Source organism: Serratia sp. CY43202 (genome assembly GCF_052168755.1).
Taxonomy (GTDB): Bacteria; Pseudomonadota; Gammaproteobacteria; order Enterobacterales; family Enterobacteriaceae; genus Serratia; species Serratia bockelmannii.
In genome coordinates this window covers 432,898-447,919 of record NZ_JBJNMB010000002.1, presented here as the reverse complement: position 1 = coordinate 447,919, position 15,022 = coordinate 432,898, and the positions used below count along the sequence as shown (strand labels likewise).

General features: G+C 58.2%; 15 protein-coding genes. 7 read left to right on the top strand and 8 right to left on the bottom strand.

Translation table 11 applies throughout. The annotated features are described in order from the left end of the window. Positions 1-184: 184 nt before the first annotated feature. Entirely contained in the window at positions 185-943 is a 759-nt protein-coding gene (cutC, locus tag ACJ8J5_RS03960) for a copper homeostasis protein CutC (protein ID WP_043143046.1), read from the bottom strand. Positions 944-1,044: 101 nt separating this feature from the next. Here cutC and ACJ8J5_RS03955 point away from each other — a divergent pair, with 101 nt between their 5' ends. Beyond that, on the top strand, positions 1,045-2,193 hold the full coding sequence (locus ACJ8J5_RS03955) for a MalY/PatB family protein (protein WP_414104424.1): 1,149 nt from the start codon (positions 1,045-1,047) through the stop codon (positions 2,191-2,193). On the opposite strand, the gene ACJ8J5_RS03950 is transcribed toward ACJ8J5_RS03955, so the two are convergent. Further along, complete coding sequence (locus tag ACJ8J5_RS03950) at positions 2,190-2,756, bottom strand: VOC family protein (RefSeq protein WP_025303137.1); 567 nt, start codon at positions 2,754-2,756, stop codon at positions 2,190-2,192. The genes ACJ8J5_RS03955 and ACJ8J5_RS03950 overlap by 4 nt on opposite strands. A gap of 829 nt (positions 2,757-3,585) precedes the next feature. Between ACJ8J5_RS03950 and argS the strand changes: the two genes are divergently transcribed. After that, complete coding sequence (argS, locus tag ACJ8J5_RS03945) at positions 3,586-5,316, top strand: arginine--tRNA ligase (protein WP_025303138.1); 1,731 nt, start codon at positions 3,586-3,588, stop codon at positions 5,314-5,316. Between the two features lie 61 nt (positions 5,317-5,377). Here argS and murJ read toward each other — a convergent pair whose 3' ends face one another. The 4 genes from murJ to rimJ all read right to left on the bottom strand — a co-directional run bounded on the left by murJ (position 5,378) and on the right by rimJ (position 9,174). Then, positions 5,378-6,913 (bottom strand): murein biosynthesis integral membrane protein MurJ, encoded by a 1,536-nt coding sequence (murJ, locus tag ACJ8J5_RS03940; RefSeq protein WP_043143599.1) that lies wholly within the window; start codon positions 6,911-6,913, stop codon positions 5,378-5,380. 106 nt (positions 6,914-7,019) lie between these two features. Then, on the bottom strand, positions 7,020-7,940 hold the full coding sequence (locus tag ACJ8J5_RS03935) for a Gfo/Idh/MocA family protein (protein ID WP_043143598.1): 921 nt from the start codon (positions 7,938-7,940) through the stop codon (positions 7,020-7,022). Continuing rightward, positions 7,933-8,580 carry a YceH family protein gene (locus tag ACJ8J5_RS03930; protein ID WP_025303141.1) on the bottom strand — a complete coding sequence of 216 codons (648 nt, stop codon included), beginning with the start codon at positions 8,578-8,580 and terminating at the stop codon, positions 7,933-7,935. Before ACJ8J5_RS03930 ends, ACJ8J5_RS03935 begins: the two co-directional genes overlap by 8 nt. A gap of 9 nt (positions 8,581-8,589) precedes the next feature. Beyond that, on the bottom strand, positions 8,590-9,174 hold the full coding sequence (gene rimJ, locus ACJ8J5_RS03925; protein WP_025303142.1) for a ribosomal protein S5-alanine N-acetyltransferase: 585 nt from the start codon (positions 9,172-9,174) through the stop codon (positions 8,590-8,592). 345 nt (positions 9,175-9,519) lie between these two features. Between rimJ and mdtH the strand changes: the two genes are divergently transcribed. From mdtH to ACJ8J5_RS03900, 5 genes are all read left to right on the top strand, one after another. Next, the gene (mdtH, locus tag ACJ8J5_RS03920; protein WP_043143594.1) at positions 9,520-10,725 is read left to right on the top strand and encodes a multidrug efflux MFS transporter MdtH; all 1,206 of its coding nucleotides are present in this window, start codon (positions 9,520-9,522) and stop codon (positions 10,723-10,725) included. 73 nt (positions 10,726-10,798) lie between these two features. Then, positions 10,799-11,047, top strand: coding sequence for a hypothetical protein (locus ACJ8J5_RS03915; protein ID WP_043143592.1), 249 nt, complete (start codon positions 10,799-10,801; stop codon positions 11,045-11,047). 127 nt (positions 11,048-11,174) lie between these two features. Continuing rightward, positions 11,175-11,822, top strand: coding sequence for a glutaredoxin 2 (gene grxB, locus ACJ8J5_RS03910; RefSeq protein WP_049295784.1), 648 nt, complete (start codon positions 11,175-11,177; stop codon positions 11,820-11,822). Positions 11,823-11,856: 34 nt separating this feature from the next. Then, positions 11,857-13,497 (top strand): ABC1 kinase family protein, encoded by a 1,641-nt coding sequence (locus ACJ8J5_RS03905; protein ID WP_414104423.1) that lies wholly within the window; start codon positions 11,857-11,859, stop codon positions 13,495-13,497. 152 nt (positions 13,498-13,649) lie between these two features. Next, positions 13,650-14,213, top strand: a complete 564-nt coding sequence (locus ACJ8J5_RS03900; RefSeq protein WP_025303147.1) for a lipoprotein — start codon at positions 13,650-13,652, stop codon at positions 14,211-14,213. A 56-nt stretch (positions 14,214-14,269) separates the two neighbouring features. Here the strand turns inward: ACJ8J5_RS03900 and yebF are convergent, their stop codons facing one another. Next, positions 14,270-14,629 (bottom strand): protein YebF, encoded by a 360-nt coding sequence (gene yebF / locus ACJ8J5_RS03895; protein WP_060433258.1) that lies wholly within the window; start codon positions 14,627-14,629, stop codon positions 14,270-14,272. A gap of 70 nt (positions 14,630-14,699) precedes the next feature. After that, entirely contained in the window at positions 14,700-15,008 is a 309-nt protein-coding gene (gene yqfB, locus ACJ8J5_RS03890; RefSeq protein WP_004927562.1) for a N(4)-acetylcytidine aminohydrolase, read from the bottom strand. Between the last annotated feature and the right edge of the window lie 14 nt (positions 15,009-15,022).

The window sequence follows — 15,022 nt, the reverse complement described above, 5'->3', positions numbered from 1 at the left end:
GATAAACCTGCTATGTCGAGTCTTGGCGTAGTCCAGCGAACTACCGTGCTGGAGTCATAGTGAAATAAAAAAAGCCCCGGCAAAACGCCGGGGCCTGGTACTTGCGTGATCGCCGAGGGCTCGGTGACACGCAAAGGGGTCTTACGGCCCGGAAACGGGTTATCAAACACGGTTAGCTGCGTGTTTATGCGCTTTGCGCCAGGGGATCAACCAAGGCCAGCGCGTTTTTCATCGCCTCCACCATTTCGCCATCCACGCAATAATGGCTAAATTCGTCAAACTCGTTATCGGAGCACATGGTGACACCCGCCTTGCGATAACGCATGGTCGACGGCGCTAGATGGCCGGAAGAGCTGTGCAGTTCATGCAGGCCGATATCGACGAACTTGTGCAGATTGCTGAGGCGCACACCGGCACCCGCCATGATCACCGGGCCCTGGCTGGCCTGACGCAAATCACGCAGCAACGGCAGGCCAAGTTCGGCGCTCTGCTGTTGGCCGGAGGTCAGAATGCGCGCCACGCCCAGCTCAGTCAGTTGCTCCAGCGCCACCATCGGATTCTGGCACATGTCGAACGCGCGGTGGAACGTCACCGCCATCCCCTCGCACAGCCTCATCACTTCGCGCATGCGCGGCAGATCGATGTGCCCTTCTTCGTCCAACATGCCTACCACTACGCCGGGGAATCCCATCTCGCGGATGTGGCGGATATCTTGCTTGATCACCTCGAAATCCACCGCGCCGTAGCAAAAATCGCCACCGCGAGGGCGAACGATCGGATGCACCGGGATCGCAACCCGCTCGCGCGCCAGACGCAGCGTGCCATAGCTCGGCGTCAATCCCCCTTCGCTCTGGCTGGCGCACAACTCGATGCGATCGGCGCCCGCCCGTTCGGCCGTCAGCGCACAGTCGACGCTAAAGCAACAAACTTCCAGTTTTATCATTGTCACCCCCAGATAACGGCCAACATACGGCGGCAATTGTTCATTTCTTCATTTCTCACGTAGGCTCATGCATAGGCATAAACCGGTTCAGGGTTGTAACTATGGCATTCAATTTTGATCAATGGGTAGACCGCAGTCACAGTGACAGCGTTAAGTGGGATAAATATCGCGGCCGCGACATCCTCCCGCTTTGGGTCGCCGACAGCGATTTCGCCTCGCCGCCAGCGGTGATCGAAGCCTTGCAGCGGCGCGTAGCGCACGGCGTATTCGGCTACACCCACCCATCCCCTGATCTTCTTGAGGTTTTTATCCGCCGCATGGTAGTGCGCTACGGTTGGCACATCAAGCCTGAATGGATCATTTTCCTGCCTGGGTTGGTGTGCGGCCTGAACCTGTGCGTGCGCGCCTGCACCGAAGAACATCAGAGCACGCTGGCTCCCTCTCCCATTTATCCGCCGTTTCGCAAAGCGGCCAAATTCGCCGGGCGTAAACACCTCACGGTGCCGCTAACGGCGGCAAACCAACGTTGGGTGCTGGATTTTTCCGCGCTGCATGGGCTGCTCAGCGGCAACGAGAAGCTCCTGCTGCTGTGCAACCCGCAAAATCCCGGAGGCACCGTTTATCGCCGGGACGAACTGTTGCAGCACCATCAGTTCGCTCGCGAGCACGATTTAATCGTCTGCTCCGATGAAATCCACTGCGAGCTGCTACTTGAACCCGGCGTGCGACATATCCCTTTCGCCACCCTGAATGAAGATGCGGCCCAACGCAGCGTGACGCTGATGTCACCGTCAAAGACATTCAATCTCGCCGGGCTCGGCGCCTCGATGGCGATCGTCCCCAACGAAGCGTTGAGACAAAAGCTGAAACGCGCACGCAGCGGCATTGTCCCGGAGGTTAATCTGCTGGCGCTGGTCGCCGCTCAGGCGGCCTATCAATACGGGCAACCCTGGCTGGATGAGCAGTTAATTTATCTGCGCGCCAATCGCGATCGGTTGACAGAGCGCATCAACGCTATGCCGGGATTGACGTTGTTACCGATCGAAGCCACCTATTTGGCCTGGATCGACTGCAGCGCTTTGCCGGTGGATAACCCGCATCAGTTCTTCGAGCGCGCAGGCGTTGGGTTAAGCGCCGGTTTGGATTTCGGCGATCGGCGCTTTGTACGGCTGAACTTCGGTTGCCGGCGGGCCCTGCTCAATGAAGCGCTCGATCGCATGGCGCAAGCCTGTGCGGCACTGGCTGGCTAGCCTTGTTCGCTGGCGACGATGTCTCTAATGGAATAAGGATGAAACTTGATCGTAACCGTTCCATCGGTGATGGCCAGCGTCGGGTTCGGCAGCCGTTCGCCTTCGCCTTTTGGCGAACTTTGCTTCAGCTTGATCCCCGGCGCCAACAACGCTTCATCAGCAAGGTGACTCAACGCCCGTGCATGCAGCGTCTGCGGATCGCCGCTGAGCACCAATTCGACATGTTCCCACCCTTCATGCGGATAGCGTTTCTCCCCGGGGTACGGCAGCTCGACGCAATCTATGCGCCACGGCCCCACGGCCAGCGGCTGCTGTAAATCAAACAAACAGATAGGCCGCCCGTTGATCATCGATTCGGACAGCAGTGTCCCACACTGCATCAATCCCTGGCGCCAGCGTTCGGCGGTAGCGTTCTGGTGACAACGCAGGGAGATGTGATCGGCGATAAAGGCAGACAGATCAAGCCGCAATCTGGCGGCAAATTGTTGCAACGCCTGCTCGAAACGCGGCAGGTCGAGCTTCAGATCGTCAAGCTCGGCAATGGCCTGCAAGGGAGTGGTCATAGGAACCTCAAAACAACGGAGCACAAAGTTAAACGCCGTAATTTACACGGTGGCGACAGCGCTCGCCAGCGTTGAGAGGGTTTTCAGCAGTCATTCAGAATGATTTTCGGTTGCGTGCGGAGAGAGCAAAAAACCAACTTTTTATTAAGAAGGCAGCTTATTAAGTCAACAGAAAAATAAAAATTAAGAATTTTCGCAAGCCATTATAACCCTTCATCATGACGTTATGATTTAAGTTATTTTTCACAAAACCATTCGTGATTCGCGGGTTAAACCGATTGAATCGCTTCATTTAATCACACTTTATCCACTTATCAAATTCACAAAAAAACAACAATCAACCCATTGTAAATAAAGACAATAAAATTCAATAATTAATAAAAAACTAAGGATTATCTTAATTTAACCTCGGACAATTGATTCACCAGTACAACTCAGCTACTTTGGAGAAAATTTAAATTCGAGATGATCATTATGTTATTGCTGACGATTTCCTTGGTGTTGATAATTATCGCCGTATACGCCATCTACCGTCATTTTAAATCACGCCGCACCAACACGCTGGATGCCAGGCGTCACAATAAAAAGCGTTAGCCTCATAACTCTCCCCTCCGTACATTCTGGTCAGGTCATTCTGCTTTTCACCTTCAGGCATTCTACGCGCCGCACCCGACAACTGTTTCATCGCAGCGGCCGCGCCAACTGCTGACGGGCTCCGTCAGATCGGTTACAATTGCAGGCTGTTTTGTGGAGGTCGCCCGTCGCGCCCGCCACCGTTGAATCCCGCAGGGGCTGGCTTCAGCTCCTCGTTCGTCATTAAGGTAACCCGGTGAATATTCAGGTTCTTCTTTCAGATAAAGTCAGCCAGGCGCTGATCGCCGCTGGTGCGCCAGCCGATTGCGAAGCGCAGGTCCGCCCTTCCGCCAAGGCGCAGTTTGGTGATTACCAGGCCAACGGCGTGATGTCAGTCGCCAAAAAGCTGGGCATGCCGCCCCGTCAGCTGGCGGAAAAAGTGGTGCAACTGCTGGATCTCGGCGATGTCGCCAGTAAAGTGGAAATCGCCGGTCCCGGCTTTATCAACATTTTCCTGAACAGCGACTGGGTCGCCCGCCAGGCCGACCAGGTGCTGAATGCACCGAAGCTGGGCATTGCCCCGGTTGAACCGCAAACCATCGTTATCGACTACTCTGCGCCGAACGTGGCGAAAGAGATGCACGTCGGCCATCTGCGCTCCACCATCATCGGCGACGCCGCGGCACGTACCCAGGAGTTTCTGGGCCACAAAGTGATCCGCGCCAACCACGTCGGCGACTGGGGCACCCAGTTCGGCATGCTGATTGCCTACCTGGAAAAAATGCAGAATGAAAACGCCAGCGATATGGGCCTGTCCGATCTCGAACAGTTTTATCGCGAAGCCAAGAAACATTACGACGAAGACGCCGAGTTCGCCGAGCGCGCGCGCGCTTACGTCGTGAAGCTACAGGGCGGCGATCAGTACTGCCTGAAAATGTGGCGCAAGCTGGTCGACATCACCATGGCGCAAAACCAGCTGACCTATAACCGCCTGAACGTCACGCTGACCGAAGACGACGTGATGGGCGAAAGCCTGTATAACGCGATGCTGCCGGGCATCGTCGCCGATCTGAAAGCCAAAGGGCTGGCGGTGGAAAGCGAAGGCGCCACCGTGGTGTTCCTCGACGAATACAAGAACAAGGACGGCGACCCGATGGGCGTCATCATCCAGAAAAAGGATGGCGGCTACCTCTACACCACCACCGATATCGCCTGCGCCAAATATCGCTACGAGACCCTGGGCGCCAACCGCGTGCTGTATTACATCGACTCCCGCCAGCATCAGCACCTGATGCAGGCCTGGACCATCGTGCGCAAAGCCGGTTACGTGCCTGAGTCCGTCTCGCTGGAACACCACATGTTCGGCATGATGCTGGGCAAAGACGGCAAGCCGTTCAAAACCCGCTCAGGCGGCACCGTGAAGCTCTCCGATCTGCTGGATGAGGCCATCGAACGCGCCGAACAGCTGATCGCCGGCAAAAACCCGGACATGCCGGAAGAGGAAATGAAAACCGTGGCCCGCGTGGTCGGCATCGGCGCGGTGAAATACGCCGATCTGTCGAAAAGCCGCACCACCGACTATGTTTTCGACTGGGATAACATGCTGGCCTTCGAAGGCAATACCGCGCCTTATATGCAATACGCCTATACCCGCGTGGCATCGGTATTCAAACGCGCCGGGATCGACGAAAGCAGCCTGACGCTGCCGCTGACACTGACCGAAGAGCGTGAAATTGCACTGGCCACTCGCCTGCTGCAGTTCGAAGAGGTGCTCACTACCGTTGCACGTGAAGGCACGCCGCACGTCATGTGCAGCTACCTGTACGATCTGGCGGGCTTGTTCTCCGGTTTCTACGAGCACTGCCAGATCCTCAACGCCGACAGCGAAGAAGCGCGTCAGAGCCGCCTGAAGCTGGCGCTGCTGACCTCTAAAACGCTGAAAACGGGTCTGGATACGCTCGGCATCGAAACCGTCGAACGTATGTAAACCGCACTGCGCGGAAAGCAAAAAGGTCGCCAAGGCGACCTTTTTTATTCTTGCATTCGGCTCAGGCGACGCGGCGCGCAAAATCACGCGGGCGGAAACCCAACCCGGCCAGCACGCCGAAGTAGGCCACCACGCCGGCCACGACCACCGCCGCCAAGCGCAGCAAACGCTCCAGCATATTGCCCTGATCCCAGGCCGGCATCAGCCACATCACACCAATCAGCACCGCCGACATCACCAGCACGGCGATCACCAGCTTGGTGAGGAACAGTGCCCAACCCGGCTGTGGCTGGAAGATCTTCTGCTTGCGCAGCTGCCAATACAACAACGTGGCGTTCAGGCAGGCCGCCAAACCGATCGACAGCGCCAGACCGGCATGCTTAAGCGGACCAATAAACGCCAGGTTCATCACCTGTGTCATGATGAGCGTGATGATGGCGATCTTGACCGGCGTTTTAATGTCCTGCCGCGAATAGAAGCCTGGCGCCAACACTTTAACCACGATCAGCCCCATCAGCCCTACCGAGTACGCCACCAACGCGCGTTGCGTCATCGCTGCGTCAAAGGCGCTGAACTTGCCGTACTGGAATAACGAGACGGTCAACGGCTTGGCCAAAATACCCAGCGCGATGGCGCTCGGCAACGCCAGCAGGAAGCACAGGCGCAGCCCCCAATCCATCAGGCGCGAATACTCGTCGTGGTTGCCGCTTGAGAAGCTTTTGGCCAGCGACGGCAGCAGGATGGTGCCCAACGCCACGCCCAACACGCCGGACGGAAACTCCATCAGGCGGTCAGCGTAGTACATCCAGGACACCGAGCCGGACACCAGGAACGAAGCGAAAATGGTGTTGATGATCAGCGAGATTTGGCTGACCGACACCCCGAGGATCGCCGGCCCCATCTGGCGCATCACGCGCCAGACCCCGGCATCACCCAGTTTGAGGCGCGGCAATACCAGCATGCCGATCTTACGCAGGTGCGGCAGCTGATAACCCAGCTGCAGCACGCCGCCGACCACCACCGCCCACGCCAGCGCCAGCACCGGCGGGTGGAAATACGGGGCGGCGAACAGCGCGAAGCCGATCATGCTGACGTTAAGCAACGTGGGGGCAAAGGCCGGGATCGAGAAGCGGTTCCAGGTATTGAGAATAGCCCCCACCAGCGACGCCAGTGAGATCAACAAAATGTAGGGGAACGTGATGCGCAGCAGCGCCGAGGTCAACGCAAATTTGTCGGGCGTGTCGGTAAAGCCCGGCGCAGTAATGTAGATCACCCAGGGCGCGGCCAGCATCCCCAACACCGTCACCACCGCCAGTACCAGCGTCAACAGCCCGGAGACATAGGCGATAAAGGTGCGCGTCGCTTCTTCACCCTGCTGGCTCTTGTATTCGGCCAGGATCGGCACGAAGGCCTGCGAAAACGCGCCTTCGGCAAAGATACGGCGCAGCAGATTAGGGAGTTTGAACGCCACGAAGAAGGCGTCCGTTGCCATGCCGGCCCCGAACACGCGCGCGACGATCGCATCGCGGGCAAAGCCCAACACCCGCGAAAACATCGTCATCGAGCTGACGGCAGCCAAGGATTTGAGTAGGTTCATGTGGTTGTCTGATAGGTACCGTAAATATCAACGCCTGCAACAGCAGGCGTCAGTGAAACAATCGGCTCAGTTTACGCATCCGGAAAAGAATAGCTACCGCCATATGTTACATAGAGTTATCCCGCAGCAAACGCTCGACCACCCGCTGGGCGACCAGCGCCTGTTCGCCGCCGGTTTCCGGCGCGCTCTGGTTGGCGACGGCATCAAGGAAATGCCGTACCGCCCCGTCGAAGCCGCGTTGCACCAGCGTGCTTTGCCAACCCGGCACCGGCTGTTCCAACTCACCCTGTACATCTTCACGCAGCCAGTGGCGCATATCGGTCAACTGATACAGCGCGCCGTCGGTCACCGCCTGCACGCTTTCGCGCTGGCTGCCACCGCGGCGATGCATACTGGTCGTCACCTGCGTGTCGCCGCAGGCGAAGTGGTGCTCGGCGTACAGCATTTCGCCTGCGGCGCTGGCCCGTAAGCTGCCGCTCAACAGTTGCTCGCGTCCGCCCGCCAGCCACAGCGCAGTGTCTACCACGTGCAGGTAATCATCCAATAGGGTAAAACGCAGATCGTGCGGACCGACGCTGTCCGCCCGATGTTTATCCATACGGATAGAGGCCGGCTGGTTCATTTCCAGCTTGAGCTGCCGGTAAAGCGGCGCGAAACGGCGGTTGAACCCCACCATCAGCGTTTTGCCTCGCCGCTCGGCCAACTCGAGCAGCTGCTCGCCCTGCTCCAGCGTTTCCGCCAGCGGCTTATCGACGTAAACGTGCACGCCGCGGTTTAGCAGCTCGCCAATGACCGAAAAATGGCTGGCGGTGCTGCTGTGGACAAATACGGCGTCGCACTGTTCGGCCAGGCTGTCCAGCCGGGAGAAACAGGCCATGCGGTAGCTGTCGCACAGCGGCTGCGCTTTTTGCTGATTGGGCGAAAAACCGCCCACCAGCGTCCAATCCGCCGCTTGGCCGAGGATTGGCAGGTAAGCCTTCTGCGCGATACTGCCCAATCCCACCACGCCTACTCGTAATTTAGTCATTCGCATCCCTCGCCAACAGGTGTTGCAGCTGCCGTTTCAGCTCCGCCACTTCGTTTTCCAATGCGCTGACCCTGGCGCTCAGTTCGCTGTCTTCCTCGGATTCGAACGCCGCCGGCGGCGCTTCATCAATCTGGCCGCTGAACAGATGCATGAACCGGCTTTCGCGCTTGCCCGGCTCACGAGCCAGGCGCACCACGAACGGGCCATCTTCCCGCGTGGCCAGCTGTTGCAGCACCTGCTCGACCTCGCTGACATCGCTGAACTCGTGCATCCGATTGGTGCGGGTGCGTAGCTCGCCCGGTGTTTGCGCACCGCGCAGCAACAAAGTGGCGATCACCGCCAGTTCGGCGGGTGAAAGTTTCAGCTGGCCAAACTCGGAATTGCAAAACCGCTGCTCGTATTTCACTACCCGATTGCCGAATCCGCTGAGGGTGCGCAGGAAATGTTTGCGCAGCAACAGATCGAGGAGTTGCTGCACCTCACTCTCGCTCAGATCCATCACCGGCTCGCGGTTGGTCTTTTGGTTACAGGCCAGGGTAATGGCGTTAAGCGAAAGCGGGTATTGGTCCGGCGTCGTCACCTGTTTTTCCAACAGGCAGCCGATGACCCGGGCCTCTTTGGCGTTCAATTCATATTTCATCGTTTGGCCTCAACGTGGGGGGAGCCACTCTTTATTGGTGTATGCCGTCAAAACGTGGTCTTGCCACTGGCCATCGATCAGCAGGTAATCCTTGGCGTAACCTTCGCGTTCAAATCCCAGACGCGTCAGCAATGCGCCGCTGCGCTGGTTGTGCGGCATATAGTTGGCCATGATGCGGTGCATGCGCTGTTGGCGCAGCATATAGCGGATGGCGGACTGCAAGGCTTCGAACATCAGCCCTTGCCCCTGCCATTTCTCCCCCAGCGAATAACCGAGGAAACAGGCGTGAAACGAACCGCGCAATACGTTACTGAAGTTCGCCACACCGCGGACTTCCTGCTCTTCCGGATCGAGCAGGATAAAATAGTAGGCGCTGCCCTGCTTTTGCATTTCAGCGATCATCCCCAGGCGCGCCTGCCAGCCGGACGGATAACAGTGGCTTTCATCGCGCACCGGCTCCCAGGGTTTGAGAAAGGTCCGGTTCTCGGCATAATAGTCCGCCAGACGATAGGCGTCCCGTTCATGCACTAAACGGACCACCATCCGGTCGGTAGTAAGACGTACTTTTGGCGATGCAGAGCGGTAGCCGAACATCATTTCCCCCGCAGTCAAAACGGTTCGATAAGAAGTATTTATTGGGAAGTCGCATGGTTAATTATCCGGCGCCGATCTAATGCCATGACTTTATTTAGCCAATAGCGCCTCAGAACCGCACTTCCCTGCATTCAATATAACCGTAGCCCGCCCCCGAGGTAAAATCCCGGTCGCTCAGTAAATCGCCGAATACGCGTTTTACGGCGTTTTTCCGCCCATTTTGCAGCGCAGGTAACACCTTGACGATAAAAAAATATTATCTACTCCGCCCCTGTCGCCGTCTGGCAATTGGGTAGAGAATGGTGGGGTTGCCTTCCCCTCTCTCTTAATTGCTCATGGTGATGCATGTCTCTGGTGTCGCAAGCGCGCAGCTTGGGTAAATATTTTCTGTTGCTCGACAACCTGCTGGTGGTTTTAGGCTTCTTTGTCGTGTTCCCGCTTATTTCGATCCGCTTTGTCGATCAATTAGGGTGGGCGGCGCTGATCGTCGGCATCGCGCTGGGTTTGCGTCAGCTGCTGCAACAAGGGCTCGGCATCTTTGGCGGCGCCATCGCCGATCGCTTCGGTGCCAAGCCGATGATCGTCACCGGCATGCTGCTGCGCGCCGCCGGTTTCGCTACCATGGCGATGGCGGATGAGCCTTGGATCCTGTGGTTCTCCTGCGCGCTGTCCGCCCTCGGCGGCACGTTATTCGATCCGCCGCGCACCGCTTTGGTAATCAAGTTGACCCGCCCGCATGAACGCGGCCGTTTTTTCTCGCTGCTGATGATGCAGGACAGCGCGGGGGCGGTGGTCGGCGCGCTGATCGGCAGTTGGCTGCTGCAGTACGATTTCCACTTTGTCTGCTGGGTTGGGGCGGCGATCTTCGTGCTCGCCGCTGGCTGGAACGCTTGGCTACTGCCGGCTTACCGCATCTCTACCGTGCGTATACCGATGAAGGAAGGCATGTTGCGGGTACTGCGCGATCGCCGCTTCCTCACCTATGTCCTGACGCTGACCGGTTACTATATGCTGGCGGTACAGGTGATGCTGATGCTGCCGATCGTGGTCAACGAAATCGCCGGTTCACCGGCGGCAGTAAAATGGATGTATGCGATTGAAGCGGCGCTGTCATTGTCGCTGCTCTATCCGTTGGCGCGTTGGGGAGAAAAACACTTCCGGCTTGAGCAGCGCCTGATGGCGGGCCTGTTGCTAATGACGCTCAGCCTGCTGCCGATTGGCCTCGCCACCACCCTGCAGGGGGTGTTCACACTGATCTGCTGCTTCTATCTGGGATCGATTATCGCCGAGCCGGCGCGCGAAACGCTAAGCGCTTCGCTGGCGGATCCGCGTGCACGCGGCAGCTATATGGGCTTCAGTCGCCTTGGCCTGGCGCTGGGTGGCGCGTTGGGTTACACCGGCGGCGGCTGGATGTACGATACCGGACGCACGATGAACATGCCGGAGCTGCCCTGGTTGCTGCTTGGGGCAGTAGGCTTCGCTACGCTGCTGGCGCTGTACTGGCAGTTCAGCCCACGACGCAGCGCCCCGATGATGCTGCGCGGCGGTTAACGCCATAGAAATCCGGCCGAATCGGCAACAGCTGCTATCCTGTTAGTAAAAACACCCACAGGAGCCCGTCGGCATGAGCGAAGAAGCAAAATTACCGCAACTACTCGAACATATGATACTGAACTTGCGCATGATTTATGCGCGTTCCACCCTGGTGGAAAAAGCACTGGCCCACATCCTCGCCAGTGACGCCGGCCTGAAGGACGATATTATCAAGCAGCTGCAGGTCGTCACCGCCGCCAACGAACGTGACAGAATCGACCTCGAAGAAGCTCGCATTCACCTGATCGATGTGCTCAACTCGGTACCGGCCAAGAAATAACGCCCTCTAGCCCGTGCCGGTGCGCGGGCAATATCGCAATAACGCACCATCCAACACACGCACGTCAAGACAGCCTCGATAAGCTGTGGTAACTATTGCTGTTAAAACCTGACAACCCGGAGCAAGCATGAAACTGTTCATTTACGATCATTGCCCATTCTGCGTTAAAGCCCGCATGATTTTCGGCCTGAAACGTTTGCCGATTCGCCTGGTCACGTTGCTCAACGACGATGAGACGACCCCGTTCAACCTGATCGGCAAAAAAATGGTGCCGATTCTGATTAAAGACAACGGTGAAGCGATGCCGGAAAGCCTGGATATCGTACGCTATGTCGATGGGTTGGACGGCAAGCCGGTCCTGACCGGCCGCACCAACCCGGCTATCGCCGAATGGCTGCAGCGGGTCGGCGGTTACAGCGCAAAATTGCTGCTGCCGCGTATTGCGCACGCCGATTTCGAAGAGTTTGCCACCGCCAGTGCGCGCCAGTACTTTATCGATAAAAAACAGGCGTCAATCGGAGATTTCGCCGAACATCTCGCCAACAGCGCCGATCTGATCGCTCAGTTGGAGGCCGATCTGCAAACCCTGTCACCGCTGATCGTCTCCGCTGACGCGGTGAACGGCGAGCTGTCCGAGGACGACATTCATCTGTTCCCGCTGCTACGTTCGTTGTCGATCGTCGCCGGGGTTGCGCTGCCGGATAACGTGGAAGCCTACCGCAACCGCATGGCGCAGCGCAGCGAGGTGCCGTTGCTACTGGATATGGAACAATAACGTTCGAGAGTCACAAAAAGGACATGGCGTACTGATGTTGAAAATGGTGCTCGCCACCGCTCGCGATCGGGCGCGGCTGAAGGAAATTACCTCCGTTCTGATTCGTTATGGTCTGCAAGACGTTCTGCGCTTGCTGGGCCTGGGGGCATTGCTGCGCGGTGTCCGCGGCGAGCCCGCCCTGCAGGACGCACAGACCCTGCCTGAACGGCTGCGGGAGGCGCTCGAGGCGCTGGGCCCCACCTTCGTCAAATTCGGTCAGATCCTGGCCACGCGTTCTGACCTCCTGGATCCGGCCTGGACCGACGAACTGGATCGCCTGCACAGCCAAGCGGCGGTATTGCCATGGGAGACACTGGCGCCGCAGCTCGTTGCCGATCTGGGGGGCGAGCCCGAGCACCTGTTTGCCGAGTTCGATCGCACGCCGCTGGCGGCAGCGTCGATGGCGCAAATTTACCGCGCCCGCTTGCACAGTGGCGAACAGGTGGTGGTGAAAGTGCTGCGGCCCGGCCTGGCGAAAACCATCCACGCCGATCTGCGGCTGCTGGCCTCGCTGGCGGAAACCGTGGAGCAGCAGAGCCCCACGCTGGCACGCTATCGGCCGCGGCAGATGATCCGAGCGCTGGCGACGGCGCTCAATCACGAGCTGGATTTGACTCACGAAGGGCATAACTGCGATCGCGTCGCCAAGATGTTTGCACGAGAACCCGACGTGGTCGTGCCGAAAATCTATTGGCAATGGTCGTCTCCGCGTCTGTTAGTGCAGGAATACTTGCCCGGTACCGCGCCGGAGAACCCTCAGCAATTGGCGGCGGCAGGCTTTGACGGCCCGCTGCTGGCACAACGCGGCGCCCGCGCCTTTATGAGCATGGTGCTGGAGCATCGGCTGTATCACGCCGATCCCCACCCCGGCAACGTCATGGCGCTGAGCGGCGACCGCGTCGGCTTTATCGACTTCGGCATGGTGGGCCAGCTGTCCGAGCGGCGGCGCAACCAGTTACTTTTGCTGCTGCAAGCCATCGCCGATCGTCAATCAGAAGGCATCGTCAACACGCTGATCGCTTGGTCGGACAGCGAGCTATTGGACCTGATGGATCTGGAGTTGGCAGCGCAAAACTTTCTCGACAAACAGGCCGCCGCCACCCTGACGCTGGGTAAAGCCTTGACCGACCTGCTGGTGATGGCGCGTGAACACCAGCTGGCGCTGCCGCCCGATCTGGTGCTGCTGTTCAAGGCGTTAATCACCGCCGACGGCGTACTGCACCGATTGGATCCGGCCTTCGACATCGTCGCCACGCTCAAGCCGATGTTGCAACAAACGGTGCTGCAGCGCTATGCCCCCGACGCCGTGCGCCAGCGGTTGTTGGCCCTGGGCGGGGAAGCGCTCGACGCCGGAGAGGAGCTGCCGCAAACCCTGCGGTTGTTGGTACGTCGCCTGAAGCGGGGGCAGCTCAATGCCGAGATCAACGTCAAGAACCTCGGCCAATTGAGCAAAGCGCTGGAACGCGCCGCCGTCACGCTGGCTATCGCCATCGTCACCGCCGCTTTTGCTCTGGGCCTGGCGCCTTATCTGATGCATTCTTCGCTGCGGCTGTGGGGCATCCCGCTGTTCCCGCTGTTGGGGAGCGCGGCCTGCGTGGCCGGCGTAATTCTCTTGGCGCTACGATTGCGGCGCTGATGCTTTCGGCGTTATCCGATAGGTCTCACCCGCTTTTGCGCGCACTATCCTTTGCACATCGCCGCCTGTCGTTTTCACGCGCAGGCGGAAGGTTTATAATGATTAATCAATTATCTGCAGCACTTTTCGCCAGCAGTCGCAATGAGGCATTAATGAAGAAGATCCTGATGGGCGCAGCCGCCCTGCTGTTCGCCGGCGTATTGGCCGGTTGCAATCAACTGACCCAGTACACCCTGAGCGAGCAGGAAGTGAATGATTACCTGCAGAAACACAACGACTATCAGAAGCAGATCGGCGTGCCCGGCTTGGTGGACGCCAATATCGTGCTGACTCAGCTGCAAAGCCAAATCGGCCGCAGCGAACCGGGTAAAGTTACCCTTTCCGGCGACGCCAAGGTCAATATCACGTCGATTCTCGGCCCGCAGACCGCGGATCTGAAGCTGACGCTGAAGGCGCAGCCGGTTTACGACCGGGCGCAGGGCGCCATTTTCCTGAAGGACATGGAGCTGACTGATTACAGCGTGCAGCCGGAAAAAATGCAGACGGTAATGAAAGCGCTGACGCCGTATCTGAACCAGTCACTGAAGTCTTACTTCGACCAAAAGCCGGCTTATGTGCTAAATCCTGACAACAGCAAAACCGAAGCGCTGGCGAAAAAACTGGCGAAGGGGTTGGAAGTGAAGCCGGGTGAGTTGGTGATCCCGTTCAGCGACTGACCTCGTCTTGATGCATCAAGCCCGCCACCAGGCGGGCTTTTTATTGCAAAACAGTATTACTGCGGCGCGCTGTAGGCGATTTCGCCGGTGTTGCAGTTGAGCGTCACGTTGTAGGTTTTATCTGCCTTGGTGCCACGCACCGTCAACGGTACCTGCCACACCTGATCCTTGCCGGTGATGGCATCCGGGCTCACCCAGGCGATCGGGGTTGCGGTGCCCAGCAGTTTTTTGTCCGCCTCCCAACGCGTGATGCGGTTCTGCAAGAAGTCGCGCTTGACCTGGGCGGCGATATCCGCCGGCTGCAGGCCTGCACACTGCCCCACCTTGGCGGTGCGTTGCTCGTGATCCTGCGCCCACACCGCGGTTGATGCTCCCATCATGGCCAACAAGGCGATAGCCAAACCCATTTTTTTCATATGTCCTCCCGTTGTGATTAGCGCTATCCGGGCGCCCATCCCTGGCTCACAACAGGGTTTCGGCAAAGAGTTACCGTTTGACGAACTCGATGACAAACAGCGCATCCAGGCCCGGATAGATTTCCTTGATCACCTGCTTCAGTTCGCCGAGCGACATGTTTTCCTGCTGTGCGTGGCGTTCGGTCAGCGCATCCAGGCGCACCGGCGTTACCGACAGCACTTCGATAAAACAGAAAAAGACGCCGTCTTCATTGCGGCTTACGCGCAATACCTCGCCCGGTTCGAAGTGCGACTCACTGGCATCCCGAATGGTGATGGTTTTACGCCCGGCCAGAATGTCTTGCTCAAAGCGGCTGAAGAAAGTTATTTCACGGCTCATTTTAGATCCTTTTT